The organism is Streptomyces sp. NPDC037271 (genome assembly GCF_055603605.1).
Map to the genome: position 1 here is coordinate 78021 of NZ_JBVJVN010000023.1, position 26975 is coordinate 104995.

19 protein-coding genes and 1 pseudogene are annotated in these 26975 nt (G+C 72.6%); 7 read left to right on the forward strand and 13 right to left on the reverse strand.

The genetic code is table 11. The features are described 5' to 3' along the window. Positions 1-22: 22 nt before the first annotated feature. From ACZ7G3_RS29020 to ACZ7G3_RS29030, 3 genes are all read left to right on the forward strand, one after another. Complete coding sequence (locus ACZ7G3_RS29020; protein ID WP_470928984.1) at positions 23-577, forward strand: sigma-70 family RNA polymerase sigma factor; 555 nt, start codon at positions 23-25, stop codon at positions 575-577. A gap of 141 nt (positions 578-718) precedes the next feature. Then, entirely contained in the window at positions 719-1234 is a 516-nt protein-coding gene (locus ACZ7G3_RS29025; RefSeq protein WP_426599995.1) for a hypothetical protein, read from the forward strand. A gap of 191 nt (positions 1235-1425) precedes the next feature. Beyond that, entirely contained in the window at positions 1426-2076 is a 651-nt protein-coding gene (locus ACZ7G3_RS29030; RefSeq protein ID WP_470928986.1) for a zf-HC2 domain-containing protein, read from the forward strand. A gap of 38 nt (positions 2077-2114) precedes the next feature. Here ACZ7G3_RS29030 and ACZ7G3_RS29035 read toward each other — a convergent pair whose 3' ends face one another. Both ACZ7G3_RS29035 and ACZ7G3_RS29040 read right to left on the reverse strand, forming a co-directional pair. Continuing rightward, positions 2115-2978 carry an Fpg/Nei family DNA glycosylase gene (locus tag ACZ7G3_RS29035; RefSeq protein ID WP_470928988.1) on the reverse strand — a complete coding sequence of 288 codons (864 nt, stop codon included), beginning with the start codon at positions 2976-2978 and terminating at the stop codon, positions 2115-2117. A gap of 41 nt (positions 2979-3019) precedes the next feature. Next, positions 3020-5110: a SpoIIE family protein phosphatase gene (locus tag ACZ7G3_RS29040; RefSeq protein ID WP_470928990.1), complete on the reverse strand. Its 2091-nt coding sequence runs from the start codon at positions 5108-5110 to the stop codon at positions 3020-3022. A 123-nt stretch (positions 5111-5233) separates the two neighbouring features. On the opposite strand from ACZ7G3_RS29040, the gene ACZ7G3_RS29045 reads away from it, so the two are divergent. Next, positions 5234-6655: a lipase maturation factor family protein gene (locus tag ACZ7G3_RS29045; protein WP_470928992.1), complete on the forward strand. Its 1422-nt coding sequence runs from the start codon at positions 5234-5236 to the stop codon at positions 6653-6655. A gap of 48 nt (positions 6656-6703) precedes the next feature. Here ACZ7G3_RS29045 and ACZ7G3_RS29050 read toward each other — a convergent pair whose 3' ends face one another. From ACZ7G3_RS29050 to ACZ7G3_RS29060, 3 genes are all read right to left on the reverse strand, one after another. Continuing rightward, positions 6704-9727 (reverse strand): alpha-mannosidase, encoded by a 3024-nt coding sequence (locus ACZ7G3_RS29050; RefSeq protein WP_470928994.1) that lies wholly within the window; start codon positions 9725-9727, stop codon positions 6704-6706. An 819-nt stretch (positions 9728-10546) separates the two neighbouring features. After that, entirely contained in the window at positions 10547-11029 is a 483-nt protein-coding gene (locus ACZ7G3_RS29055) for a GNAT family N-acetyltransferase (protein ID WP_470928996.1), read from the reverse strand. 56 nt (positions 11030-11085) lie between these two features. Then, positions 11086-11262: a hypothetical protein gene (locus tag ACZ7G3_RS29060; protein ID WP_426600002.1), complete on the reverse strand. Its 177-nt coding sequence runs from the start codon at positions 11260-11262 to the stop codon at positions 11086-11088. Positions 11263-11736: 474 nt separating this feature from the next. Here ACZ7G3_RS29060 and ACZ7G3_RS29065 point away from each other — a divergent pair, with 474 nt between their 5' ends. Further along, complete coding sequence (locus ACZ7G3_RS29065) at positions 11737-12192, forward strand: hypothetical protein (RefSeq protein WP_470928998.1); 456 nt, start codon at positions 11737-11739, stop codon at positions 12190-12192. A 338-nt stretch (positions 12193-12530) separates the two neighbouring features. Here the strand turns inward: ACZ7G3_RS29065 and ACZ7G3_RS29070 are convergent, their stop codons facing one another. The 7 genes and pseudogenes from ACZ7G3_RS29070 to ACZ7G3_RS29100 form a co-directional block, all read right to left on the reverse strand. Continuing rightward, a complete protein-coding gene (locus ACZ7G3_RS29070) occupies positions 12531-14048 on the reverse strand; it encodes an SDR family NAD(P)-dependent oxidoreductase (protein ID WP_470929000.1) in 1518 nt (505 codons plus the stop codon). 103 nt (positions 14049-14151) lie between these two features. Further along, positions 14152-15492 (reverse strand): wax ester/triacylglycerol synthase family O-acyltransferase, encoded by a 1341-nt coding sequence (locus tag ACZ7G3_RS29075; protein WP_470929002.1) that lies wholly within the window; start codon positions 15490-15492, stop codon positions 14152-14154. 148 nt (positions 15493-15640) lie between these two features. Further along, positions 15641-16023 (reverse strand): annotated as a pseudogene (locus ACZ7G3_RS29080) (hypothetical protein). Positions 16024-16071: 48 nt separating this feature from the next. Then, positions 16072-18690 carry a PA14 domain-containing protein gene (locus ACZ7G3_RS29085; RefSeq protein WP_470929004.1) on the reverse strand — a complete coding sequence of 873 codons (2619 nt, stop codon included), beginning with the start codon at positions 18688-18690 and terminating at the stop codon, positions 16072-16074. 208 nt (positions 18691-18898) lie between these two features. After that, positions 18899-20119, reverse strand: a complete 1221-nt coding sequence (glgC, locus tag ACZ7G3_RS29090) for a glucose-1-phosphate adenylyltransferase (RefSeq protein WP_470929006.1) — start codon at positions 20117-20119, stop codon at positions 18899-18901. Positions 20120-20170: 51 nt separating this feature from the next. Next, a complete protein-coding gene (glgA, locus tag ACZ7G3_RS29095) occupies positions 20171-21334 on the reverse strand; it encodes a glycogen synthase (protein ID WP_470929008.1) in 1164 nt (387 codons plus the stop codon). Positions 21335-21371: 37 nt separating this feature from the next. Next, positions 21372-22199: a (2Fe-2S)-binding protein gene (locus ACZ7G3_RS29100; protein WP_470929010.1), complete on the reverse strand. Its 828-nt coding sequence runs from the start codon at positions 22197-22199 to the stop codon at positions 21372-21374. 228 nt (positions 22200-22427) lie between these two features. Here ACZ7G3_RS29100 and ACZ7G3_RS29105 point away from each other — a divergent pair, with 228 nt between their 5' ends. Next, positions 22428-23579, forward strand: coding sequence for a DMT family transporter (locus tag ACZ7G3_RS29105; RefSeq protein ID WP_470929012.1), 1152 nt, complete (start codon positions 22428-22430; stop codon positions 23577-23579). On the opposite strand, the gene ACZ7G3_RS29110 is transcribed toward ACZ7G3_RS29105, so the two are convergent. Then, on the reverse strand, positions 23569-24882 hold the full coding sequence (locus tag ACZ7G3_RS29110; protein WP_470929014.1) for a transglycosylase family protein: 1314 nt from the start codon (positions 24880-24882) through the stop codon (positions 23569-23571). The two genes, ACZ7G3_RS29105 and ACZ7G3_RS29110, sit on opposite strands and share 11 nt — an antisense overlap. Before the next feature lie 460 nt (positions 24883-25342). On the opposite strand from ACZ7G3_RS29110, the gene gndA reads away from it, so the two are divergent. Next, positions 25343-26782: an NADP-dependent phosphogluconate dehydrogenase gene (gndA, locus tag ACZ7G3_RS29115; RefSeq protein WP_470929016.1), complete on the forward strand. Its 1440-nt coding sequence runs from the start codon at positions 25343-25345 to the stop codon at positions 26780-26782. Positions 26783-26975 lie beyond the last annotated feature (193 nt).

Below are 26975 nucleotides of genomic sequence, written 5' to 3' on the forward strand. Positions count from 1 at the left end.
CGCCCTGGGGTGCCATACGGCCATGACGGCCGGAATCACCCTCATGGACAGGACGAACGGGACGACCGCCGAGCACGAGCTCGCCGCACTGCAGCGCGAGCACGGCCGGCCGCTCTTCGCGCTGCTGCTGCGGCTCAGCGACGGCGACCGGCAACGTGCCGAGGACCTCGTACAGGAGACCCTGGTCCGCGCCTGGCAGCACCCCGAGGCCCTGCGCGCCCACGACTTCGACTCGGTGCGGCCCTGGCTGCTCACCGTGGCCCGGCGCCTCGCGATCGACGCGCGCCGGGCCCGGCAGGCACGGCCCGCCGAGGTCGGTGACGCCGTACTGGAGAACGCCCGGGTCTGCGCCGATCACGCCGAACGGGCCGCCGCGGCCCTGGACGTGCGCGAGGCTGTGAAGACTCTCACTCCGGAGCACCGTGAAGTCCTGGTGCTGGTGTACTTCCAGGGGGCGAGTGTGGCGGAAGCCGCGGCAACCCTGGGCATCCCGCCCGGTACCGTGAAGTCCCGCGCGTACTACGCGCTGCGCGCCCTGCGCAGGGTACTACCGGGATACGCCGCCGACCTGCGGTGAAACCGAAGGCAGAGTCAAGCCTTCGCAAAGCGCCTTGCCCTGGACCCCGGTTGGGTAATCGGCTGTCCTCATCCGTGTTTCGGACGGGGGCCCATGACCCGGATCGGGCGACGCGCACGCACCGGAGGAAGGCAGGAAGGGATGCTGCACAGAGGTCAAGAGAGCACGGACGGCGCCGGAAGAGGCGAACTGGCCGTGCCGATGGCGTGGTTCTACGCCGAATACATCGCCGACGAGCTGCTGCGGACCGGTGACCTGATGCCGCCGACGTCCTTCGAGTTCCGCGCCGGACGCGACGCCCTGGCGCTGACCGTCTTCCTGTCCGACACCGACGACGAGCTCAGCGGCATCCGGGTCATCACCCATCTGGAGACCTGGCTGTCACTGACCGCCTACGACCAGCCGTGGCACGAGTGGGTGCGGGAGCGCCTGACCGAGGCCACGGCCGACGCGGTCGCCGCCGGCCGGCACTCGCCGGACCTGGAACTGGCACGGACGGCCTGGCGCTGGCTGGAGGAGACCGAGCTGCTCGCCCCGGACCTGAACGCGGTGCCCGGCGGTGCGCCGGTGACCGGGGAGGACGAGGGACCGAAGGTGTGGACGCCGGCCTGGCAGCTGGGGCTGCCCCTCGGCCATCTCGCCATCCACCTCTTCTAGCCGCCCCGGCCGGTCTCCCCCGGAGCCCGGCCGGTTCACGGACGGTTCCGGGACCGGACCGGTCCGCGGGCCCGGCCGCGTCGGCCCCTCGGTCTCGAATCCGTCCGTGGCTTGAGTGATTCGGCCGTCCGGTGCGTACGGGTGGGAGCAAGGAGCAGCCCCACCCGCACCCAACGGCACGAGGATTCGGCATGAGGTCCCTGGGAAGGCATCGTGACGTCGGCGCCTACGCGCTCGGCGTGCTGGACGAGGCGGACGCGTTCCGGTTCGAGGACCACCTCGCCGAGTGCCACCGGTGCGCGGCGCGGCTGACCGGATTCGGCCCCGCCACCCGTCAGCTGATGCTGTACCGGCAGGCGACGCCCCGCCTCGTCCACCCCATGACCGGGCCCGGCACCGGGCTCCTCGACCGGCTGCTGTCCGAGGTGGCGGCACGTCACCGGGCCGGCCGCAGACGGGTGCTGTACGCCGTGACCGCCGTGGTCGTGGGTGCCGTGGCCGGCCCCGGTGTCGTGATCCACGCGAGCCAGGCCGACACGGCGGCGCGGGTCGACGCGACCGACGTGCGCACCGGAGTGTGGGCGCAGGTCACGACCGAGGACGAGGCCTGGGGCACCGGCGTGGAGCTCGAGGTCAGGGACGGGGCGGGCCCGCGCTCCTGCCGGCTGGTCGCCGTCGGCCGCGACGGCACGGAGCAGACGGTCACCAGCTGGAACGTCCCCGGCCACGAGACCCGGCCGAGCATCATGCACGGCGGGGCCGCCCTGCGTCCCGACCAGATCGCCCGCTACGAGGTGCGGACCACGGACGGGAAGCGCCTCGTGACCCTGCCCACCGGATGACCGCTCGACGACCGACCGGCGACCCGCCACCTGAGCAGCTACTTGAGCAGCCGGGACAGCCTCCGGTCCGCCAGCGGCTTGCCGCCGGTCTGGCAGGTCGGACAGTACTGGAGCGAGGAGTCGCTGAAGGACACCTCCCGCACGGTGTCGCCGCACACCGGGCAGGGCTCGCCGGTACGGCCGTGGACGCGCAGGCCGCTCTTCTTCTCGGCCTTCAGCCGGCCGGCCGCGATGCCCCTCGAGCGCTCGACCGCCTCGGTGAGCGTCGTGCGCAGGGCCGCGTACAGCAGTGCGGTCTCCTCGTCGGTGAGCGACGCGGCCAGTTTGAACGGGGACATCTTCGCCGCGTGCAGAATCTCGTCACTGTAGGCGTTCCCCACGCCCGCGATGAGGCTCTGGTCGCGCAGGGCTCCCTTGAGCTGCCGTCGCTCGCCGTCGAGGAGGGCGGCGAAGCGCGCCTCGTCGAAGTCGTCGGCGAGCGGGTCGGGCCCGAGCCGGGCCACGCCCGGCACCTCCTGCGGGTCGGCCACGACGTACACGGCGAGCCGCTTCTGGGTGCCGGCCTCCGTCAGGTCGAAGCCGGCACCGGTCTCCAGGGCGACGCGCAGGGCCAGGGGCCCCTTGCCGGGGCGCGGAAGGCCGCCGGGGAGAGCGTCCCTCCAGTGCAGCCAGCCGGCTCGGGCCAGGTGGGTCACCAGGTGCGGGCCCCCGGCGGTCTCGACGTCGAGGAACTTGCCGTGGCGGTGCACGGCGGCCACCTGGCGGCCCTCCAGGGCGGTGAGCGGAGGGTCGTACGTCTTCAGGACGCTGATCGCCACGGGCAGCACACGGACGATCTCGCGGCCGGCGAGATGCTCGGCCAGGAAGTCCCTGAGCGCCTCGACCTCGGGCAGTTCGGGCATACGTCCAGGGTGCCACCGGGGCTCCGGAGCGCCAGTGGGGTTCAGCCCGCCCGGTGGGACACCAGGAACTCGGACCACACGCACTTGCCGCCGCCGCGCGCCTCCACCCCCCACCCGTCGGCGAGCGCCTCGACCAGGAGCAGCCCCCGTCCGGAGACACCGGAGTCCCCGGCCTCGCGGCGGCGCGGCAGGGCGCTGGAGGTGTCCTCGACCTCGACCCGCAGTCGGCGGTCGGTGCCGGTGAGCAGCCGCAGGGTGACGATCGCGGAGCCCTCGGTGTGCATGAGGGCGTTGGTGACCAGCTCGTCGGCGACCAGTTCGATCTCGTCGCTCTGGTCCCCGGCGCCCCAGGACCGGACCGCGGCGCGGATCATGTGCCGGGCTTCGGTGAGGGCCTCGGGATCGCCCGGGGAGACATGCTGCTGGAGCCGGCCGAAGGTGCGGGGAGCGCCCGTCCCGTGGCGGTGCAGCAGGAGCAGCGCCACGTCGTCGTCGCCGCGGCGCTCCTCGGCCACGTCGATGAGCCGGTCGGCCAGGTCGCTCACGTCCTTCGGCCCGGAGGCGACCAGCCCCGTGAGGATCTCCGTTCCCTCGTCGAGGTCGGCGCCGGGCTGCTCGACCAGACCGTCGGTGCACAGCAACAGGGTGCTGCCCGGGTCCAGCTCGACGGTGGCGACCGGGTAGGCGAGGCGCCCGAACTCGGCGGACAGGCCGAGCGGCAGCCCGCCCTCGACGGGGACGCGGCGGCAGGAGCCGTCGCCGTACCGCAGCAGTGGGTCGATGTGGCCGGCGCGGACCACCTGGACCACTCCGGTTGCCAGGTCGGCCTCCGCGTACAGGCAGGTCGCGAAGCGGTCGGTGTCGAGTTCGTGGAGGAAGACGGAGGCGCGCGCCATCACCGTGGCCGGGGGATGGCCCTCGGCGGCGTAGGCGCGCAGCACGATGCGCAGCTGGCCCATGACGGCGGCGGCGTGTGTGTCGTGGCCCTGGACGTCGCCGATGACGGCGCCGACACGTCCGCCGGGCAGTGGGATCACGTCGTACCAGTCGCCGCCGATGTCGCGGCCGAGGGCGCCGCCGATGGTGGCCGCGCGGTAGCGGACGGCGACGTCGCAGCCGGGCACGCTGGGGATGGTGCGCGGCAGCATGGCCTGCTGCAGGCCCTCGGCGAGGTCCATCTCCTGCTCGTAGAGCATGGCCCGCTGGAGGCTCTGCGCGATGCCGCTGCCGAGCGCGACGAGTACGTTGCGGTCCTCCGCGGAGAAGCCGTGCCGGTCGCTGTAGAGCAGCCCGATCGCGCCGATCGGGCGGGCCTGGGCGATCAGCGGCAGGTAGGCGGCCGCGGTGATGTTGAGGTGGGTGATGTCCTTCCACAGGCGGGGGTAGCGCTCCGCGAACTCCTCCGGCGACTCGATGAAGCGGGGACTGAGGGTCCGTACGGCCTCGCTCATCGGGTACGGCTCGTCGATCCGGGTGACGCGGGTGCCGGGGACGAAACTGTTGTCGGGGCCGTCGGCGACCAGCCGGATGCGGTCGGCCTCGACCAGGCCCATGACGAGGCTGGCGGCGCCGAGCCGGGTGAGGCCGTGGGTGTCCCGCAGGACGTCGATGACGTCGTCCACGGTACGGGCGTGCGCGAGTGCGGCCGTGGCGAGCTGGACGACGTTGGTGAGCCGGCGGCGGGCCTCGTCCTGTGCGGCCTGCTCGCGGCGGGCCTCGATGTCCGCGACCTCCTGGGTGGCGTCGCGGACGATGCCGATGATGCGGCGCGGCCGGCCGGTCTCGTCGCGGCGGATGTAGCCCTGGGTGCGGGTCCAGCGCAGGGTGCCGTCGCGGCAGCGCAGGCGGAAGTAGGTGCCGTAGTTCTCGCTGCCGTCCTTCATGGCCTGGGCGACCAGGGCGTCCAGGCGGCTGCCCTCCGCCGCGGGAACGCGCGCCGACAGCGACTCGGGGCGCCCGTCGTACTCCTCGGGGCGCAGGTCGAACACCTCGTAGGCCTGGGCGTCCATGTGGAAGAGTCCCGTGTCCAGGTCCCAGTCGAAGCTGCCCATGCGGTTGAGCGCCAGGATGGGGTCCGGGTGGGCGGGCCAGTCGTCCGGGAGTGACGGGGCACTCGCTCCCCGATCAGCCATGGGCCCCACCTTGCCAGGATTCGCCTGATTCTTCGACTGCTGGTCCGCCACCGGGCCCTGCCTCCGGGAAACCTCCGGCCGGCCGGGGTACACCGAGCGTTATCGTACGAGAGGAGCGCGGCCGTGGAGTGGTTCACCGCACCCGACTACTGGCTGAGCCGGCTGGTCTTCCAGCGGGCCCTGGCCGTCGTGTACCTGGTCGCGTTCCTGACGGCGGCCCTCCAGTTCCGTGCGCTGATGGGCGAGCGCGGCCTGACGCCCGTGCCCCGGTTCGTCGAGCGGGTGCCGTTCGGACGGGCGCCGAGCCTGTTCCAGCTGCGCTACTCGGACCGTCTCTTCGCGGCCGTGGCGTGGGCGGGCTGCGCGGTGTCGGCGGCGCTGGTGGCGGGGCTGGACTCGCTGCTGCCGCTGTGGGGCGCCATGCTGCTGTGGCTGGTGCCGTGGGTCCTGTATCTGTCGATCGTCAACGTCGGGCAGACCTGGTACTCCTTCGGCTGGGAGTCGCTGCTGCTGGAGACCGGTTTCGTCGCGGTGTTCCTCGGCAACGACGAGGTGGCGCCGCCGATCGTCGTGCTGTTCCTGCTGCGCTGGCTGCTGTTCCGGGTCGAGTTCGGAGCGGGGCTGATCAAGATGCGGGGCGACGAGTGCTGGCGGAAGCTGACCTGCCTGGACCACCACCACGAGACCCAGCCGATGCCGGGCCCGCTGAGCTGGTTCTTCCACCACCTCCCGCGGCCCGCGCACCGGGTCGAGGTGGCCGCGAACCATGTCACCCAGCTCGTGGTGCCCTTCCTGCTGTTCACGCCGCAGCCCGTGGCGACGGCCGCCGCGGCACTGATGATCGTGACCCAGCTGTGGCTGGTGCTGTCGGGCAACTTCTCCTGGCTGAACTGGATCACCATCGTGCTGGCCCTGTCGGCGGTGGAGTTCCCGGCCGATCCCCCGTCCGTGGCCGCCGCGCCGCTCTGGTACGAGGTGGTGGTCCTCGCGGTGGCGGCGCTGCTGGTGTTCCTGAGCCACCGGCCGGTCCGCAACATGCTCTCCCGCGGCCAGGTGATGAACCGCTCCTTCGACTCGCTCCACCTGGTCAACACCTACGGTGCCTTCGGAACCGTCAGCCGGGTCCGCTACGAGGTGGTGGTCGAGGGGACCGCCGACGAGGTGGCCCGCGAGGACGGGGACTGGCGGGAGTACGAGTTCAAGGGCAAGCCCGGGGACCCGCGGCGCTGGCCGCGCCAGTTCGCGCCGTACCACCTGCGCCTCGACTGGCTGATGTGGTTCGCCGCGCTGTCGCCCTCGTACGCCGCGTCCTGGTTCGGCACCTTCGTGGAACGGTTGCTGGAGAACGACCGGGCGACGCTGAGGCTGCTGCGCCGCTCCCCGTTCCCGCCCGACGCGCCGCCGCGTTTCGTCCGCGCCCGGCTGTTCCGCTACCGGTACACGACGTGGCGGGAGCTGCGGGAGACGGGCGCGTGCTGGGAGCGGACGTACGTGCGGGAGTATCTGCCGCCGACCCGGCTGGCGGGAACCGCTCGGCGACCATGACGAGGCCCCGGCCCGGCCGACGGGCCGGGCCGGGGCCTCGTCGAGGCGCTACGCGCGCGTCAGCCGCAGCGTCATCAGCTGGAACGGACGCAGTCGTACGGCGATCCGGTCGCCGTCTGCTTCCACCGCGGCCTCCTCCCCGGCGAGCGGGCGTTCCAGCAGGTCGGTGACCGCCACGCCAGCGACCGGGAAACCTGCCGTCAGGGTGGCCCTCGCCCGGCCGCCGTGGGCCTCGTGGAAGCGGACCACCACGTCGCCGCTGCCGTCGTCGGCCAGCTTGACGGCGGTGACCACGACCGCGTCCCGGTCGGCCGCGATCAGCGGCGCGACCTCGCCGGCGCCCGTCACGCGCCGCTCGGGCAGGTTGATCCGCCAGCCCTCGCGCACGGCGTCGCCGATGCCCGCGCCCGGCACCAGCGCGTGCCGGAACCGGTGCACGCCCTGGTCGGTCTCGGGATCCGGAAAACGCGGGGCGCGCAGCAGGGAGACCCGGACGGTGGTGGTCGTACCGGCGTCGCCGTCGGTGCGGACGGTGCGGGTCACGTCGTGGCCGTACGTCGAGTCGTTGACGACGGCGACTCCCCAGCCGGGCTCCTCGAGGTGGACGAAGCGGTGGTTGCAGGCTTCGAACTTGGCCGCCTCCCAGCTGGTGTTGGTGTGCGTGGGCCGGTGGAAGTGCCCGAACTGGGTCTCCGACGCGTACCGCTCGGCGTGTACGTCGAGCGGGAAGGCGAGCTTGAGGAACTTCTCCGTCTCGTGCCAGTCGACCTCGGTGTCCACCTCCAGCCGCCGTTCCCCCGGTGCGAGCGTCAGCACCTGGGTGACGCGGGAGGAGCCGAAGGAGCGGACGATCCGCACCGACGCGCCGTCGTCGCCGGGGACGGCCTCGTCCGCGTCGGTGAGGTCGGTGGCCGTGTTGCGGTAGAACGCGTCGACGTCCCAGGCGTCCCACTTGTTCGGGACGTCGGGGTGGAGCTGGAGCAGGTTGCCCGCACCGCCGGGCGCGATCGTCTCGCGGTCGGCGCCGATGTCGTACGCCGAGACGACCAGCCCCCGGTCGTCGATCCCGACGCGCAGCAGACCGTTGTCCAGGACGTACCCGCCGCCCGGGCGGGGGGTGAGGAGGGTGCGGCCCTCGGTGGCGGGGGTCGCGGCGGCTCCCGCCCGGACACCGGCCCGGGTGTGCGGGGCGGCGTTGAAGACCAACGGGGTGTCGCCCTCGCCGGCCAGGGCGCGCTGGGCGGCGTCGATGATGCGGTTCAGCTCGGCGGCGATCCGGTCGTAGGTCGCGCGGGCCTCGCGGTGCACCCAGGCGATGGAGGAGCCCGGCAGGATGTCGTGGAACTGGTGCAGCAGCACTGTCTTCCAGATCCGGTCCAGGTCCTCGTACGGGTAGGGGAACCCGGTGCGCACGGCAGCCGTGGCCGCCCACAGCTCGGCCTCGCGCAGCAGGTGTTCGCTGCGGCGGTTGCCCTGTTTGGTCCTGGCCTGGCTGGTGAGGGTGGCGCGGTGCAGTTCGAGGTACAGCTCGCCGACCCAGACCGGCGGCTCGGGGTTCTCGGCCTCGGCCTTCTCGAAGAAGGCGTGCGGGGTCTCCCATTCGACCGTCGCCGAGCCTTCGAGGTCGCGCAGCCGGGCCGCCTTGGCGATCATCTCGCGGGTGGTGCCGCCCCCTCCGTCACCCCATCCGGTGGGGGCGAGGGAGTGCCGGGCGACGCCCTTGTCCTTGAAGTTGCGGGCGGCGTGCGCGATCTCGCCGCCCTTCATGGAGCAGTTGTAGGTGTCGACCGGCGGGAAGTGCGTGAAGATCCGGGTGCCGTCGATGCCCTCCCAGCGGAAGGTGTGGTGCGGGAACTTGTTCGTCTGCGACCAGGAGATCTTCTGCGTCAGCAGGTACTTGGTGCCGGCCGCCTTGATGATCTGCGGCAGTCCGGCCGCGAAGCCGAAGGTGTCCGGGAGCCACGCCTCGTCGTTCTCGACGCCGAACTCGTCGAGGAAGAACCGCTTGCCGTGCACGAACTGCCGGGCCATCGCCTCCGAGCCGGGCATGTTGGTGTCCGACTCCACCCACATGCCGCCGGCCGGCACGAACCGGCCGTCCGCGACGGCCTTCTTCACCCCGGCCCACACCTCGGGCCGGTGGTCGCGGATCCACGCCCACTGCTGGGCCTGCGACATGGCGAAGACGAAGTCCGGCTCGTCCGCCAGGAGGGCGGTCATGTTGGAGGCGGTACGGGCCACCTTGCGCACGGTCTCGCGCAGCGGCCACAGCCACGCCGAGTCGATGTGCGCGTGGCCGACGGCGCTGAGGCGGTGCGCGGAGGGGACGGCGGGGGCGGACAGTACCTCGGTGAGGCGGGAACGGGCCTCCTCCGCCGTGCCGTTGACGTCCTGGAGGTCGATGGCGTCCAGTGCCTTGTCCACGGCCCGCAGGATCTCCCAGCGGCGCGGCGATTCCACGGGCAGTTCGGCCATCAGCTCACCGAGCACCTCCAGGTCGAGCACGAGGTGCCACACCGTCTCGTCGAGGACGGCGAGGTCCATGCGGGTGAGCGTGTACTGCGGTTCGCTGCCCGCGGTGTCCTTGTCGCCGAGCGGCGTGGGCACGAAGGGGCGGTAGCCGAACACGACGGGGTTGGAGGCGGCTTCGATGTGCAGGCGCACCTGCTCGCCGCCCTCCGCGGGAGCGGCGATCCGCACCCACTGGTTGCGCGGGTTGAGGCCCTTCACCGGGGTGCCGTCGGGCCGGTAGACCAGGCCCTCGCACTGGAAGCCGGGCATGTTCTCGTCGAAGCCGAGGTCGAGGACGGCCTCCACCGTCCGTCCGGCCCATTCCTCGGGGACGGTTCCGGTGACGCGGAACCAGCTGGTGCCCCAGGGGGCGCCCCAGCGGGCTCCCACCTCGATGGGACCGGGTTCGGCCGCGAGCCCTTCGGCGACCGGCACGGGTTCGTCGGGCGCGTGCCACACCGCCACGTCCAGCGGCACGGACTCGGGGTACACGGCAGGGCGGACGCGCTCGTCGAGAACGCGCTCGAGGCGGGCTTCGACCAGGTCGCGGTCGTCGTGCATGCGGGACGCTCCGTGGTTGAGGGGGCGGGTGAGGACGAGGGTGCGGGGGGTACCGGGTGTGTCACGGCGGCGGGTTCCGACGTGGTGTACAGCTCCCCCACCGCACGCGGTTCGAACCGTGCGGCGCGCTCGCTCCGCTCGGGGGAAAGCCGCCGGCGAACCAGGCACGCCGGCAACGGCAGAGCCGCCGAGGGCGCGGCGGGCGCCGGGCGGACGGACACGGTGGAGGGTGCGGTGGCGTACGTCGTCACCGTGCGCGTGGTTCCAGGGCGGAGCGCGGGTCGCCGGGGGCTCGCCGCGGTGATCCGCAGGACCGTGGGCGCGGCGGGTGCTGTCGTCCAGCCGGTGCGGACGGCGAGGCCGCCGGTCCGCCTGTGCGCGGGGCCGGGCCTCTCGGCCGCGGGGAGCCGCACGCCGATCGCGTGCAGAATGCCGGACAGGCCCGGGAGCGGTACGGTCACCGGCGAGGGCCGGGAGGCCGCGCCGGCGCCTGGCGCCGTTCCCGGCCGGGTACGACGTCCTGCCCACCCCGGCGCCGGCCCACCGCTCCCCCGGGGCGGGCCCTGGCACGAGCGGGGCCGGCGGGGGGACACGGCGGCCAACTCGGCGTACTCGCCCTGCACTCCGTCCTGGAACCTGACCGGCCGGCCCGCGACGGTGGTCCCGTTCGCTCGTGCGGCACCCTGCGCCTCGGGCCCGCGCCCCCGCGCCGTACGGCTGGTGGGGCTCCCGGGGCCGGAGGCCGCGCCGCCGGAGCGTGCGGAGCGGATCGAGGCGCCGCGTCCCTGGCGGCGGCCGGCCCCGCCGGCCTGAGGGTCCCTACAGCGCGCGGTGCATGACGTGCAGGCCGACCCGCCCGTGCCGCGGGTGGTCGAAGGCGTCCGGCACCGTGCCCAGGACGGTGAAACCGAGGGAGGTCCAGAGCTTTACGGCGGGGTTGGTCTCGACGACGGCGTTGAAGACCATGCCCCGGTACCCGTCGGCCCTGGCGGCGGCCAGGACGTGTTCGGCGAGGGCCCGGCCGGTGCCCCGTCCGGCCCGGTCGGGGTCGACCATGAATCCGGCGTTCGCGATGCGGGCGGCGGGGCCGCCGTAGTTGGGGGTGACGTAGGCGGAGGCGACGACGGTGCCGGTGTCGTCCTCCGTGACGTAGACGCGTTTGGCGGGGTTCATCCACAGGGCCCGGGCGTCCTCCTCGGACGTGTCCGGCTCCCAGGCGTAGGTCTCGCCGGCCGCGACGATGCGGTGCCAGAACGGCCAGATGTGCGGCCAGTCGTCGGCCGTCGCTTCCCTGATCAGCATGGGCGCGAGTCTCGCACGCCCATGCGTCCGGCACGTCCTGAGGGTGGTGGCGCGGGTCAGTCCACGCTGGGCAGGATGTGGGGCTCGGCGAGGTCCTCCTCGTAGCCCGCGAGTCGGATCGGGGCGGACCGGGCCCACACGTCGAGGCTGCCGATCTCTCCGGGCCGGCGGACCGCGCGCTCGGTGCGTTCCTCGGGGCGTTGCTCTGGACTCGTCGTCGTCTCCGGTGTCACCGCGCACTCCTTATGTGTCGGGTCACCCTCGGGGCCTGTCGGCCAGTCTCCTGTCCGGCACCCGGCGCCCGCTCGGGTGTGGGTCGAATGCAGTTCGGACGCGGTGGCGCCGGCAACTCGTGCGAGAGCGGGCCGTTGTGAACCGGCTTGCCCCATGACGGACCTTGGGTGTGGGTAGTGCCCTTGTACTGCCGTCCATCCGCTCCAGATTAACCAGATGAGCGGGGGTGCGCTCTATGGGGCTCAAAACATGAGAGAAGCATTGCCCTTCGTTCCACGTACAGTTGGCCCCAGTTCGCCCCGGTTCACCCGCTTGTGCACCGCTCACAGCTCACCCGTTCGGCCCACATCATCGACCTGACCTTCGAATGACGTCGGCGGCGGGTCGCGCAGTTAAGTTGCCGTTGGCTGCGGCGCAAGCTCGCCATGGTCTGCTGCTGGTCGGCAACGGCTGTCTCGTGGGAGGACCGAGGCATGGAACTGCGCAGCGTCGAGGAGCTGATGGACCTGCTGTACGCCTGCCGGGGCGAACGGTCCTCGGCGGAGCACGGCAGCGAGCCCGTGGACCTGCACGGACACGCACTGCGGACCGCCGCGCTGCTGCGCCGGCGCCGCCCCGCCGACAAGGAACTCCAAGTGGCCGGCCTGGTGTCGCCCGTGGGCCGGCTGCTGTGGCCCGGCAACCCGGCCGGCCGGACGGCGGACGCGGTGCGGCCGCTGCTCGGCTCACGCGTCGCCCGCCTGGTGCGCCGGCACGCCCACCCGGACGCCTGGGCCCACGACGACGACCTGGCCAGCCTGCGCCAGGCCGACGAGGAGGCCCGCACCACCGTCTTCGACGCCGGGGTGCTGGAGGACTGGCGCACGATACTCGAGCTGACGGCGGCGCGGCACTCGCGGATCGGCGCCGTCGACTTCAGACGCCCCTGAGGAGGGTTCGCGTGCGAGCGCGCGAGGGGCGCCCGGGATCCCGGAGGCCACGCGGTGGCCCCGACGGGCCGCGGGCGCGCGGCGGGGTCTGTACGGGATCACGTCACGCAGTACGCGTGACCGACGCGCCGGGCACACCGGCGTTCGCCCCGACGGTGGCCGGGGGCCCGGCTGGCGGCCTCCAGATGGGACACCGTCGGCCCGTCACCACGATCACCACGGGCCGGGTGGGTGGCCCTTCGTGATCACCACGGGCCGGGTGCGTGGTCCTTCGTGATCACCACGGGCCGGGTGGTGATCCCCGGCGATCACCATCCGGGTGCGTCAGTCCCCCGCGGTCACCACTTGCCAGGTGCGTAGTCCTTGAGGAAGACGCCGTACAGGTCCTCGCCCGCCTCGCCGCGCACGATCGGGTCGTAGACGCGGGCCGCGCCGTCGACCAGGTCGAGCGGGGCGTGGAAACCGGCGTCGGCCAGGCGCAGCTTGTCGTAGTGGGGACGCTCGTCGGTGATCCAGCCGGTGTCGACCGAGGTCATCAGGATGCCGTCGGTGTCGAACATCTCCTGGGCACTGGTCCGGGTCACCATGTTCATCGCCGCCTTGGCCGCGTTGGTGTTCGGGTGGCCCGCGCCCTTGTAGCCGCGGGCGAACACGCCCTCCATCGCGGAGACGTTGACGACGTAGGCGCGCCCCGCGGGCGCCTTGCGCGCGGCCTCGGCCATCGACGACCGCAGCGCGCTGATGAGGATGAACGGCGAGGTGTAGTTGCACAACTGCGTCTCGAGCAGTTCCACCGGGGAGATCTGCTCGATGGTCTGGACCCAGGTGTTGGTGTCGACGACGTCGGGGACCAGACCGCCCGCGTCGATGGCGGTGCCCTCCCGGTGCCGGACCACACTGGCGTTGCCGGCGACCAGGGCGAGGTCGGCCACCTGCTGCGCGTCGAGCCCCGTGACACCCGCGGGCAGCGCGGCCAGTCCGTCCACCGCACCGGAGTTGAAGGCGCCGATGACGTGGTGGGCGGGGAGCTCACCGGCCGGCAGCGGGGCGCTCTCGCCCTCGACGAGCGCGGCGTACGCGGAGGGCAGGCGGCGCACGGTCTGCGTCGCGTTGTTGATCAGGATGTCGAGCGGGCCCTGCTCGGTGACCTGCTCGGCGAGGGCCACGGCCTGGGCCGGGTCGCGCAGGTCGATGCCGACGACCTCCAGGCGGTGCATCCAGTCCGCGGAGTCGTCCATCGCCTTGAAGCGGCGGATGGCGTCCTTGGGGAAGCGGGTCGTGATCGTGGTGTGCGCGCCGTCGCGCAGCAGCCGCAGCGCGATGTACATGCCGATCTTGGCCCGGCCGCCAGTGAGCAGCGCCCGCTTGCCGGTGAGGTCGGCGCGGGCGTCGCGGCGGGCCCGGTTCTCGGCGGCGCAGCTCTGGCAGAGCTGGTGGTAGAAGTAGTCGACCTCGGTGTACCGCTGCTTGCAGATGTAGCAGGAGCGGGGACGCTGGAGTATCCCCGCGATGCTGCCCTCCTCGGTGCGGGAGGAGGGCAGGAGGCCTTCGGTCTCGTCGTCGATGCGTTCGGCGGAGCCGGTGGCGGTGGCCTCGGTCACCGCCTTGTCGTGCGCGGTCTTCGCGGCCCGGCGCTCCTGGCGCCGGCGCTGCTTGACCATCCGGTAGATGTGCGAGGTGGCCCGGCGGACCCGGACGGCGTCCGGGTGGTCGACGTCGAGTCCGTCGAGTTCCTCCAGCACACTCAGGCAGACGGCGAGCCGCTCCGGGTCGATACCGGGGCCGTACCCCGCCTCGTTCCCGGGCTCCTGCGCCACCTCGTCCGTGGTCGCCGAACCGTCCTGTGTCACCGTCATCGCCGCTGCCGTCCCTGGTCACCGTCGCGGCGCTCCGAGACGCGTCCGCTTTCGAACAGCGGATTTTATTCGGCGCCGGGGCACGGAGCCAAACCCGTCCGCCTCAGGGAGCGCAGGCGGTGAGCAATGTCTCCACCTCCTCCGCCAGGGCCAGGGCGAACCGGTCGAGGTCCGGCACCGCCTTGGCGTCGGCGACCAGGCCGTAGTGGACCTGCCCCCGGTAGGTCGAGACGGCCACCGCCATGGAGTGGCCCCGGGCCAGCGGCGCCAGCGGGTAGACCTCGGTGAGCGGGTGGCCGCCGAGCCGCAGGCCGAGGCTGGGCAGGGGGACACTGGTGACCAGGATGTCGAACCACAGACGGGCTGCCTGTCCGACCAGCGGTCCGCCGAGCCGGTGGCCGAGCGCGGGGACGTGATCGGCGAGCAGGGCGACGGCGCCGGCTCCCCGGCCGGGTCCCGCGTCCTTGTTGCGGTCCATGGCCGCGCGGACCGTGCCGAGGCGGGACAGCGGGTCGGGGTCGCCGACCGGAAGCCGTATCAGGTAGCCCGAGAGCCGGTTGCCCTGTGGGTGGGCGGCACGCGGGCGGCGTTGGGACACGGGGATCAGGGCGCGGGGCGCGACGCCCTCGCTGCCGTCGCCGCGCTCGTCCAGCCAGCGGCGCAGGGCGCCGGCGACGACTGCGATCAGGACGTCGTTGACGGTGCCGCCGACGGCCTTGCGCACGCGGTGGACGTCGTCGAGGTCGATGGCGACGCCGGCGGTGCGGCGGGTGCCGGAGGATCCGGCGGTGAGCGCGGCCGAAGAGCGCACGTCGAGGGTGGACAGGGCCGCGGCGGCGCCGATGTCGAGGGCTCGGCCCGCGTCGGACAGGGCGCCGCGCACCCTGCCCGGCAGTCCGCGCACGTCCGGCAGGAGACCGCGCGGGGGCCGCGCGGGGCGGGGCCTGGGCGCGGGAAGGTCGATCGGGTCGAGGACGCCCGCGGCGAGGGTCAGGGCCCGCAGGCCGTCGGCGAGGGCGTGGTGGAACTTGAACAGCACGGCGAAGGAGCCGCCGTCCGCGCCGGGCAGCACGTGCGCTTCCCACGGTGGCCGGCCCCGCTCCAGCGGGCGCTCCATGAGGCGGCCCGCCCGGGCGTGGAAGTCCGTCGTCGGCGCGTGCAGCCGGACGTGGTCGAGCGGGTCGAAGCCGGGATCGGGTTCACGGGTGGCGCCACCGAACGCGAACGGCCGCCGCAGGGCGAGCGGCGGCTGCCAGGTGTCCCGGATCCGCATCCGCAGTCCGGGCACGGAGGGGGCGCGGGCGGCGAGCAGGTCCGCCGCGTGGGCGCCCGCCGTGGACGAGTGGGCCGTGAACACCCCGAGCGCGCCGAGGTGCATGGGGTGCTCGGCGGACTCGATGTTCCAGAACGCGAGGTCGAGGGGAGCGAGCGGGTCGGGAGTCAAGGGCTTGCCTCGCAAGGACGACGCATGGACGACGGATGGACAAGCAGTCAATCGCCCTCTGCCGATTACGGTCAAGTACGATCAGGCTACGCACAGTTAACAACAGATTAAAGTCCCACCCCTGTGTGAAGGGCGGGATTCCAGGGACTCATGGGGTGTCTGTGCTCAGGTCAGGGGGTGGCGGCGCCGCCGCCGCGGGGGTTCCCCACCCGGACGGCTGCGGGCCGACCGTGGACCCGGGCGACCGGAAGGAGCGCAGGGCGTCGGCCGTCAGGCAGGTCCGGTCGTAGGCCGCGCCGTCGGCGCGGGCCGACGGGACATAGCGGTCGGTGTCCGAGGTGCCGGGCGCCGTGACGGTCGGGGCAGCCTCGTTCTCCGTCCCGACGAACGGGTTCACCAGGTCGGTGAGGTGCTGGTGGGCGGCTGTGCGGCCCGGGCCGCCGGGGCGGTGACCAGCGCGGACGCTGCCACCACCCCGGCCACGCACAGGCGCAGACGCCGGATGCCTCCCGTGTGCGGTGCCCTCCGGATAGTCTGCGGTGTCGTGCGGGATGCCGTACGGGGATGCCGTGCGCGGGCTCAGCCGGCCGGGCACCCCGCCGGGGTGGGCTGGGACGCGTCGTGGATCAGGGCCTCGTGGGCGGCCTTCACCCGCTCGACGTCCGGCTTGAGGACCTTGCGGTCGTAGGTCGTCAGGCCGTTGAGCTCGCCCTCGACGTCCGAGATCTGGGTGTAGACGGCGCCGTTGCTTCCCCGGCAGACCAGGGCGCGCACCTCGTCGAGCTTGGTGAGGTAGCCGTCGGTGTAGGCCTGGGGGTCGACGTCGACGTACGACTGCTGCACGGACCAGGCGTGTCCGGGCACCGCGAGACCGAGGCCGCCGTACTCGCCGCTGACCAGGGCGCGTTCGCCGTCCGGCGAGGGCGGCAGGGCGGGGCTCGGGTAGCCGTGCTCGTCCATGATGTCGCCGGCGCCTCCGTCGGCCCCGAGGTTCAGGCCCGACTGGTTGTTGACGAGGCGGGTCGGATCCCAGGCCTTGGCCTGCTCGGCGACGCGCTTGATGTCGTACTGGCCCCAGCCCTCGTTGAAGGTGACCCACATGATGATCGACGGGTGGCTGATGTGTTCGTCGATCATCTCCTTCATCTCACGCTCGAACTCGGCCCGGGAGGCGGCGTTCGGGTTCACCCCCGGCGTCATCGAGGGCATGTCCTGCCACACCATCAGACCCAGCTTGTCGGCCCAGTAGAACCAGCGGTCCGGCTCGACCTTGATGTGCTTGCGCACGGAGTTGAAGCCGAGCTGCTTGTGCAGCTTCAGGTCGTGCGCGAGGGCCTCGTCGGTGGGCGCGGTGTGCAGGCCGTCCGGCCAGAAGCCCTGGTCGAGGGTGGCCATCATGAAGACCGGTTCACCGTTGAGCATCGTGCGCGGCACGCCGTTCACCTTCTCGACGGCGATGGAACGCATCCCGAAGTAGCTCTCGACGCGGTCGTGTCCGACGGTGACCTTCAGGTCGTACAGGAACGGGTCGTCGGGCGACCACAGGCGCGGGTCGTGGATCCTCAGCGTCAGCGGCTCGCCGGTGCGTCCGCTCGCCGTGGCGACCTTGCGGTGTCCGGCGTACGCCGTCGCGCGGACCCGTACGCCGTCGCGCACGCCCTTCGGCTCGACGGTCAGGGTGCCCGCCTCCCCGTCGATGTGCGGGGTCAGCTTCAGCGAGTCGACGTGGTCCCGGGCGACCGGCTCCATCCAGACCGTCTGCCAGATGCCGGAGCTGGGTGTGTACCAGATGCCGCTCGGGTCCAGGCTCTGCTTGCCGACCGGCGGGTTCTCGGCGCCCCGCGCGTCGGTCGGGTCGTAGACGCCGACGATCAGTTCCTGGGTGCGGCCGGGCTTGAGCGCGTCGGTGACGTCGGCGCTGAACTTGTCGTAACCGCCCTTGTGGTCGGCGACCTTGACGCCGTTGACGTACACCTCGGACTGCCAGTCCACGGCACCGAAGTTGAGCTTGAGGCGCTGGCCGCGGCCGATGTGCCAGTCGCGGGGCACGGTGAAGGTGCGGCGGTACCACATGCGGTCCTCGTGCCGCTGGATGCCGGAGAGCTGGGACTCCACCGGGTACGGGACGAGGATGCGCTCCTTCAGGTTCTTGCCCACCGGCGGCTGCTCGCCGGCCTCGGCGGCGGCGAACTGCCAGCGGCCGTTGAGGTTCCGCCAGTCGTCGCGGGTCAGCTGCGGACGCGGGTACTCCGGGAGGGCGTTGTCCGGGCCCACCTCGTCGGCCCAGTCGGTGCGCAGTTCGTGGGTGGACTTGTTGCCGCCACTGCTCCAGAAGGCGTTGACAACGTTGCCCGCGGCATCGGTGAGGCCGCCCTCACCGTCGTAGCGGACGTCGGCGGTGCCGGGCGCGTCGCCGTCCTTGTTGCCGACGACCGGCTGGTCGAGGGCGACGAGGAGGGCGGTCGGGTCGGCGGGGTCGACCTTCGCCTCGCCGAGCGGCCACTGGGCGCCGCCGATCACCGCTTCGAGGTGGTCGGTGAGACCGGCCGGGGCCGCGGCGAGCGGGCGCGGGAAGTCGAGCTTGAGGGTGCGGCCGGTGGACTGGACGGTGGTCGCCGTCGCGCCGTCGTAGTCGAAGCCGTCGGGCAGGCGGAACGCCGACTGCGGGACCGGCTCCTTGCTGCCACCGGGCTCGGTCCAGCGCAGGTGCAGGTTGGAGCCGCCGTAGTGCTCGAAGTACTCCAGCTTGATGTCGTAGGGCTGACCGGCCGTCAGCTCGATGGGCTCGGCGGTCTGCTCACGGTCCCAGTCGTCGACCCAGTGGTCGATGGCGAGTTGTCCGCCGATCCAGAGGCGGAAGCCGTTGTCGCCGATGACCGAGAAGGTGTGGGCACCGGTCTTCTCCGGCACCAGCTTGCCGGTCCAGCGGACGCTGACGTCGTCCGACTGCCCGGTGGCGAAGGCCAGCCGCGGCTCCAGGGTGTTGAAGTCGAGCTGCGGGTCGAATCCGGTGGCCTTGAGTTCGTGGAAGTCGAAGGCGCCGGGGGCCGAGTGGGTGTAGTACTCGCCCTTCAGCCCGTGGATCTCCGCGGCGGCGTCGTCCGCCGCGCTCGCGTGCGGCACGGCGGCGAGTCCGGTGACGCCGAGTGCGGCGGCGAGCAGTAGTGCCAGTCGGTCTCTGAGTCGTTTGGTGCGCACTGACCCTCTCCTCGAGAACGGGTGGTGGCTGATGGCTCAGGACATCGATGTCATACATCGATGTAACAGCGAGGTGCAGAGGCATGACAGCACGGATTGCGCGTGGCGTCCAGGGACATGACAACGGTCCCGGATGTGTCGCGCGTATCGCGCACCTCGCACGCCCCGGGGCCGCCCCCACAGCAGTCGACCGGTCGTCACCCGTTCGTCACACCACCCGCTGCCCCTTGCCCAGCGCGATCACGCCACCCTTGGAGACGGTGTACAACTCGGCGTCCCGCTCCGGGTTGACGCCGATCGTCGCCCCCGGCGGCACGTCCACGTTCTTGTCCAGCACAGCCCCGCGCACGACCGCTCCCCGGCCGATGTGCACGTTGTCGTGCAGCACCGAGCCCTGCACGACCGCTCCCGGGTCGACCACCACGCCCGGCGAGAGCACCGACCGGGTGACCTGCCCGCGGACCAGAGAGCCCGCGCTGACGATCGACTCGCCCGCGATGCCGCCGGCGTTGAAGCGCGCGGGCGACAGCTGCGCGGAGTGGGTGTAGATCGGCCAGTCCCGGTTGTAGAGGTTGAAGGCAGGCCGCTCGGCGATCAGGTCCATGTGGGCGTCGTAGTAGGCGTCGAGGGTGCCGACGTCCCGCCAGTACCCCTGGTCCCGGGTGGTCTCCCCCGGCACGTGGTTGGCGCTGAAGTCGTACAGCGCTGCCTCGCCCCGGTCGGTGAGCCGGGGCAGGATGGAACCGCCCATGTCGTGCACGGAGTCCTCGTCCTCGGCATCGCGGTGCAGGGCTTCGACGAGGGCCTTGGTGGTGAAGACGTAGTTGCCCATCGAGGCGAAGACGCGCTCGGGGTCGCCGGGCAGCCCGGGAGGGTCGGCGGGCTTCTCCAGGAAGCCGGTGACGGTCCGGCCGTCGGAGCCCGGGGTGATCACCCCGAAGGACGACGACTCGGTGCGCGGCACCCGTATCCCGGCCACGGTCACGCCCGCGCCGGACTCGATGTGCTGGGCGAGCATCTGGCGCGGGTCCATCCGGTAGACGTGGTCGGCGCCGAAGACCGCGACGTACTCGGGCTGTTCGTCGTGGACCAGGTTCAGGGACTGCAGGATCGCGTCGGCGCTGCCCAGGTACCAGCGCGGGCCCAGGCGCTGCTGGGCGGGGACGGGGGTGACGTAGTTGCCGAGCAGGCTGGACATCCGCCAGGTGGTGGTGATGTGCCGGTCCAGAGAGTGCGACTTGTACTGCGTGAGGACGCAGATCCGCAGGATGTCGCCGTTGACCAGGTTGGACAGCACGAAGTCGACCAGCCGGTACGTGCCGCCGAAGGTGACCGCGGGTTTGGCGCGGTCCGCGGTCAGGGGCATCAGGCGCTTGCCCTCCCCGCCCGCCAGCACGATCCCGAGCACCGAAGGACCTCCACGACGCATGGCCGCTCCCCTCACCCTCGTTCACCCCTGGCCGCCCCGGGCGGGGCGGCCTCAAGCCTGCTTGAGGATCTCCTCGTAGAGCCGGACGGTGCGGCGGGCGACCGCGTCCCAGCCGAACTCCTCCACCGCGCGCTGCCGGCCCGCCTCGCCCATCCTCCGGGCGGCCTCCGGGGCGCCGAGGAGGGAGTCCAGTGCCCGGGCGAGGCCCGCCTCGAAGACGTCGTCGCCGTCGCCGTCCTTGGGGACGAGGACCCCCGTTTCGCCGTCCGCCACGACCTCGGGGATGCCGCCGACCTCGGAGGCGACCACCGGCGTACCGCAGGCCATCGCCTCCAGGTTGACGATGCCGAGGGGCTCGTACACCGAGGGGCAGACGAAGACCGCGGCATGGGTCAGCAGCTGGATCACCTCCGGGCGCGGCAGCATGCGCGGGATCCAGTGCACCCCCTCCCGGGCGCGGCTCAGTTCGGCGAAGAGGTCGCGGAACTCCTGGTCGATCCCGGGGGTGTCCGGGGCGCCGGCGCACAGCACGATCTGCGCGGCCGGATCGATGCCCCGTACGGCGCGCAGCAGGTGGGGCACGCCCTTCTGACGGGTGATGCGGCCGACGAACAGGACGTACGGACGGGAGCGGTCCAGGCCGATCCGGTCCAGGACGCCGGTGCCGGGGTCGGGGCGGTAGAGGGTGGTGTCGATGCCGTTGTGGAGGACGTGGACCCGGGAGGCGTCCAGCGCCGGGTAGCAGCCGAGGATGTCCTCGCGCATGGCGCCGGACACGGCTATCACCGCGTCCGCGCTCTCGACCGCGGTGCGCTCGGCCCAGCCGGAGAGGGCGTAGCCGCCGCCGAGCTGCTCGGCCTTCCAGGGCCGCAGCGGCTCCAGGGAGTGCGCGGTCATCACGTGCGGGACGCCGTGCAGGAGCTTGGCGAGGTGGCCGCCGAGGGCCGCGTACCAGGTGTGGGAGTGGACCAGTTCGCGGCCTTCGAGGGCGGCGGCCATGGCGATGTCCACGGAGAACGTGCGCAGCGCGTCGTTGGCGCCGTCGAGCGCGGACCAGGAGCGGTGGCGCAGCACGCCGTCGGTGCGGCCCTCGCCCCAGCAGTGCACGTCCAGGTCGACGAGGCGGGCGAGCTCCCGGGCGAGGAACTCCACGTGGACCCCCGCCCCGCCGTACACGTCCGGCGGGTACTCCCGGGTCAGCAGTCCCACGCGCACCCGGAACCTCCCGTCTCGGCGGCTGGTCCCTTCATGGTCACTCAGACGGGCCGCCCGGGGAAGGGCGCGTCGGCTGCGGAGACCGCGGAGACGCCGGCGGCCGGGAGAAGCAGCAGTCGCCGCAGACCCCTGCGCCGGGCGCCCGGTAGTACAGGCAGCAGCTGCGGCGCCGGAACGCGGTGCCGGTGAGGACGCCGGTCCCGGCGAGCAGGGGGTGGGCGAGCAGACCGGTGGTCAGGGAACGGGCGCGGGCGGCGGTGTCCCCGCGGCCGTGGCGGCGGGCCCAGCGGTCCAGTTCCCGGCCGGCGCCGGCCAGCGCGGAGGCGGCGTTGCCCCACAGCAGCCCGGTCGCGACGCGGTAGCGGGCGTGCAGGGCCGCCGTCAGCGGCACCAGATGGCCGTGGAGCACGAGCTCCGCGATCGCGGCGACGTCGCCCGGCAGGGGGCGTACCCCGGCGAGCCACAGGTCGTCGGGGGCGGTGGCGTCGGGGTCCCAGCGCAGCAGCGGCGGGGCGAGGTCGGGGACGCCGCCGTAGAGGGCGGCGCACCCCAGCGTCACCGACCACAGGCGGGCCGCGAGCCCCTGATGGGCCACGGAGGCGGCGACGCGGGTCTCGGGGACGCGGAGTGCGGCGGCGACCTTCTGGACGCGGAAGGCCAGTGGGTCCTCCCGCATCTGGATCCGAACCTGCGCCCGCGCGTCCGGCGTCGCGTCTCCGTGCCCCGGCGCGTGTCCCGGCGCGTAGGCGTGTGCGAGGGTGGGGAGCGGCCGCGTCGGCGACGGCCGCGACGGGTGCGGGGACGCGTGCAGGACGGAGAAGCCGCCCAGCGGGCGGAGGGCGGCGAGGCCGGGGTCGAGGTCCACGAAGAGCAGTAGTACCAAGGCCCCTGGGGGGCCCGGGTCAGGGGCCCCCACCTGAAGTCGCCCACCCTGGGGAGGACGGCACCGCCGTCCTACTCCATCGGCAGTATGACCCAATGAGTGCTCAGGGACGACGACGGGAAGACGCGGAGACGGCATCGTGTTGTCCATGGAAGACGACCGTTCGCCGCGCCGGGCCCAGGGCCCCCGCCTCACGCAGAGGAGCAGCCGATGAGCGCCCTCGCGTTGTCCGTGCTGCTCTCGCTCGTCTCCGCCGTGGCGTACGCGGGCGGAGCGATCGTGCAGGAGCAGGTCGCGGCGTCCTCCCCGGGTGCTCAGTACGCTCCGCTGCGCCGGCCCGGCTGGTGGGCGGCGGTCGGACTCAACGGCCTCGGTGGCCTCCTGCACGTCGTGGCCCTCGCCCTCGGTCCGCTGAGCCTGGTGCAGCCGCTGGGCGCGCTCACCATCGTGTTCGCCCTGCCCATGGCAGCGCTGTTCGTGGGCCGCAAGGCCGGCGCGACGGCCTGGCGGGGCGCGCTCATGGCGACGGTCGGTCTCGCGGGTCTGCTGTCCCTGGTCGGCGCGTCCGACGCGCAGTCACTGGACACGGAGCAGCGGATCGGGGCGTCCGTCGTCACCGGTGGTGTGGTCGTGGCCCTGATGATCGCCGGTCGGGCCGTGCACCGGCACCCGGCGGTGCGCAGCATCCTGCTGGCGACCGCGTCCGGCATAGCCTTCGGCATGTCCTCCGTCTTCACCAAGACGGTCGCGGTCGACTGGACCGGTGGTGTTTCAGCCGCCGACCTGCCGTCCCTGGCCGTGATCGGCGTGCTCGCCACGGCCGGCATGCTGCTGTCGCAGGCCTCCTACCGGGGCGCCGGTCTGGCAGCTCCGCTGGCCACGCTGACGGTGGTGAACCCGGTGGTGGCCGCCGCGGTCGGCATCACGATGTTCGGTGAAACCTTCCGCTACGGCACGACCGGCACCGCGCTCGCCCTGAGCTGCGGCGTGGTGGCCGCGGGCGGGCTCATCCTGCTGACGACGGAACGGATCGCGCGGGAGGCCGCCGGGGAAGCCCCGGCGCCCGCCGGCGACGAGGCCCCTGCGACGCCTCCCGGACCAGGGCCGGAGCCGGGCGAGGACACGCCTGCGCGGGAAGAGGCCGGGCAGCGGGTCACCCCGCTGCCCGACAAGGTCTGCGTGCCCGGGCCACGGCGGCCGGTGTCCTCGCAGGTGCCGGACACCGTCCCCGCCGAGGAGACGTACGAGGCCCGGGAACCGGCGGAGAGCGACGACGCGCCGCTCTCCTACGGCCCCTTCTACGGTGGCCCGTTCGTCCCGCCGCCCGTTCTCGGCCGGCATCGGGTGCGGATCAGATCCTGACCCCGCCGGCCCGCAGGTACGCCACCGGGTCGACGTCCGAACCGAAGCCGGGCCCCGTCCGCACCTCGAAGTGCAGATGCGGGCCCGTGCTGTTGCCGGTGGAGCCCGAGCGGCCGATGCGCTGTCCGGCGCCCACCGACTGGCCGTCCTTCACGGAGATCGCCGAGAGGTGCGCGTACTGGGAGTACCGGCCGTCGCCGTGCCGGACGACCACCTGGTATCCGTAGGAGCCGCCCCAGCCCGCGCTGACGACCTGGCCGGCCGCGACCGACTTCACCGAGGTGCCGGTGGCGACGGGGAAGTCGACGCCGGTGTGGTAGCCCTTCGACCAGGAGGAGCCCGCCTGGTGGTACGGCGTGCCGGTGGGAGCGTCGACGGGGGCGACGAAGCTGTGGCGGGTGGTGGCCTTGTCCGCCTTGGACGCCTTCTCCGCCTTGTCTGCCTTGTTGTTCTTGGCCTTGCCGCTGTCCGGAGACGACTTCTTCGGCTGCTTCTGCTGCGGCTTGGCGGGCGACTGCTTGGCGGGCGACTGTCCGGTCGCCTTCGTCTTGGGCTTCGCGGCCGTCCCCGACTCGCCGCGGGACGCCGTAGCGGTCCCCTCGCCACGCAACTTCAGGTGCTGGCCCGGAAGAATCACGTCGGGATCCGCGCCGATCGAGCCGCGGTTGGCGTCGTACAGCCGCTGCCAGCCGCCCCGGACCTGCTGTGCGTCGGCGATGCCGGACAGGGTGTCGCCGGTGACCACCGTGTACATCTTGGCCTTCCCGGCCCGGGACTGCGGGGTGGTCTGGGGCTGGACGTCCTTCATGGAGTCGGACTTCCCGGCGGACTTCCCAGTGGGCTTCCCGGCCGATTTCCCGGTGGCCCGCTCCGGACTCTTCCCGGCCTTCGCGTCCCCGGCCGGCCGGATGTCCAGCGTGTCACCGCCCCGGGTCAGTCCGGCCCGCTGCGAGCACACCGGCCAGGCACCGGGTCCCTGGCCGTCGAGTACCTTCTCGGCGACGGCGATCTGCTGGTCCTTGGTGGCCAGGTCCGCGCGCGGGGCGTACCGGGTGCCGCCGAACGCCTCCCAGGTGGACTGGGTGAACTGCAGCCCGCCGTAGTAGCCGTTGCCGGTGTTGATGTCCCAGTCATTGGTGGACTCGCAGGCGGCGACCTTGTCCCAGGTCTCCACGTCGGCCGCCTGCGCCGTGCCGGTACCGATGAGCGGGAGCGCCAGTCCCGCACCGCCGGCGGTGACGGTCAGTGAGGCGCGGTTGATCCTGTTCGGCTGATACCGGCGGTGCCGGCCGCGTACGGCCATGGATATCCCCCTCGACATTGCGTCAGGAGGGGCAAAAGTAAGCGCTGCGAACAGGCCAGGACAAGACGGCAATCGGCCGGTTGGTCACGCCAAGTGGCCGGGAAAGACCCCCCGTTGGCCGAATGCGCCGTCCTCCGGCTGAGGCACCGGACCCCTCCGGCCCGTACTGGAGTCCGCCGGTCCAGAACGTGCGACCTGCGGACCGGCACGTCAGGATGGTCGTGCGGCGAAACCGGCGATACTGGCGGGCACGACCGGCGCCACGGACACACAGGCATCCCGGCGCACAGACACACGAGGCACCGGCGCACGGACGCACAGGACACAAGGCACAGGCGCACAGACACACACGGCATGGGCGTACGGACGCACAGGACACGGGCGTACGGACGCACAAGCGCACAGAGGCAGACACCGACACAGGGCATCGCCCCCACCAAGGTCACCAGGAGCCAACTCGATGAGCACTACAGCGCAGATCGGCGTCACGGGTCTCGCGGTCATGGGCCGCAACCTCGCCCGCAACTTCGCCCGCAACGGCTACACGGTGGCGCTGCACAACCGGACCGCGTCGCGCACGCACGCGCTGGTGGAGGAGTTCGGGCGCGAGGGCGACTTCGTCGCGACCGAGACCGCCAAGGAGTTCGTGGCCGCGCTGGAGCGGCCACGACGCCTGGTGATCATGGTGAAGGCCGGTGACCCGACAGACGCGGTGATCCAGGAGTTCGCGCCGCTGCTGGAACCCGGCGACATGATCATCGACGGGGGCAACGCCCACTTCGCGGACACCCGGCGCCGGGAACGCGAACTGCGCGAGCAGGGCATCCACTTCGTCGGCACCGGCGTCTCCGGCGGCGAGGAGGGCGCGCTCCACGGCCCGAGCATCATGCCGGGCGGCTCGAGGGAGTCGTACGGCTCGCTCGGCCCGATGCTGGAGAAGATCTCCGCGAAGGCGGCGGACGGGACGCCCTGTGTCACGCACGTCGGTCCCGATGGCGCCGGACACTTCGTGAAGATGGTGCACAACGGCATCGAGTACGCCGACATGCAGCTGATCGGCGAGGCGTACCAGCTGCTGCGCGATGTCGCCGGGTACTCCCCCGCGCAGATCGCGGACATCTTCCGCACCTGGAACACCGGCCGCCTGGACTCGTACCTGATCGAGATCACGGCGGAGGTGCTGTCGCACGTGGACGGGGCGACGGGGGAGCCGTTCGTGGACGTGGTGGCCGACCGGGCGGAGCAGAAGGGCACGGGCCGCTGGACGGTGCAGATCGCGCTGGACCTGGGCGTTCCGGTGTCCGGCATCGCGGAGGCGGTCTTCGCCCGCTCCCTGTCCGGGCACGCGGCGCTGCGGGAGGCCTCACGCGGCCTGGCGGGCCCGAAGGCGTCGCCGCTCGGCGAATCGGAGGCGGCCGCCTTCGCCGACCGCGTCGAGCAGGCGCTGTACGCGTCGAAGATCGTGTCGTACACGCAGGGCTTCCACGAGATCGCGGCGGGCAGCGAGGAGTACGGCTGGGACATCGACCTGGGCGCGGTCTCCGCACTGTGGCGCGGCGGCTGCATCATCCGCGCGGCCTTCCTGGACCGCATCCGCGCCGCGTACGACGCCCGGCCGGACCTGCCGAGCCTGCTGTCGGACGGGACGTTCGCGCAGGAGATCGCCGACGCCCAGGACGACTGGCGCGAGGTCATCGTCGCCGCGACCCGGCAGGGCGTCCCGACACCAGGCTTCGCCGCGGCCCTCGCCTACTACGACGCCCTGCGCGCGGAGCGGCTGCCGGCCGCGCTGACTCAGGGGCAGCGGGACTTCTTCGGGGCGCACACGTACCGGCGGACCGACCGGGACGGTGCGTTCCACACGCTGTGGGGCGGGGACCGGTCTGAGGTCACCGCGTAGGCGTACCAGGCGGGTAACGGGCGGGCGGGCAGCGCGGTGAGCGAGCGCCGGCTACTGGGGGGGGGGGGGGGGGGGGGGGGGCACCACCACCCCCCCCCCCCCCTTTTTTGTGGCGTTTTTCGCGGATTCAGGGGGGGGTGGGTTCCGGTTCGGGGTGGGGAACAGATTCCGCACCCGCGGGGGCGGGGAGGGG

Coding starts and splice junctions, on each gene's coding strand:
- ACZ7G3_RS29025 (WP_426599995.1), top strand. CDS start 719: ATGCTGCACAGAGGTCAAGAGAGCACGGACGGCGCCGGAAGAGGCGAA.
- ACZ7G3_RS29030 (WP_470928986.1), top strand. CDS start 1,426: ATGAGGTCCCTGGGAAGGCATCGTGACGTCGGCGCCTACGCGCTCGGC.
- ACZ7G3_RS29070 (WP_470929000.1), bottom strand. CDS start 14,048: ATGACGGTGACACAGGACGGTTCGGCGACCACGGACGAGGTGGCGCAG.
- glgC (WP_470929006.1), bottom strand. CDS start 20,119: ATGCGTCGTGGAGGTCCTTCGGTGCTCGGGATCGTGCTGGCGGGCGGG.
- ACZ7G3_RS29065 (WP_470928998.1), top strand. CDS start 11,737: ATGGAACTGCGCAGCGTCGAGGAGCTGATGGACCTGCTGTACGCCTGC.
- ACZ7G3_RS29040 (WP_470928990.1), bottom strand. CDS start 5,110: ATGGCTGATCGGGGAGCGAGTGCCCCGTCACTCCCGGACGACTGGCCC.
- gndA (WP_470929016.1), top strand. CDS start 25,343: ATGAGCACTACAGCGCAGATCGGCGTCACGGGTCTCGCGGTCATGGGC.
- ACZ7G3_RS29020 (WP_470928984.1), top strand. CDS start 23: ATGACGGCCGGAATCACCCTCATGGACAGGACGAACGGGACGACCGCC.
- ACZ7G3_RS29105 (WP_470929012.1), top strand. CDS start 22,428: ATGAGCGCCCTCGCGTTGTCCGTGCTGCTCTCGCTCGTCTCCGCCGTG.
- ACZ7G3_RS29110 (WP_470929014.1), bottom strand. CDS start 24,882: ATGGCCGTACGCGGCCGGCACCGCCGGTATCAGCCGAACAGGATCAAC.
- ACZ7G3_RS29035 (WP_470928988.1), bottom strand. CDS start 2,978: ATGCCCGAACTGCCCGAGGTCGAGGCGCTCAGGGACTTCCTGGCCGAG.
- ACZ7G3_RS29055 (WP_470928996.1), bottom strand. CDS start 11,029: ATGCTGATCAGGGAAGCGACGGCCGACGACTGGCCGCACATCTGGCCG.
- ACZ7G3_RS29050 (WP_470928994.1), bottom strand. CDS start 9,727: ATGCACGACGACCGCGACCTGGTCGAAGCCCGCCTCGAGCGCGTTCTC.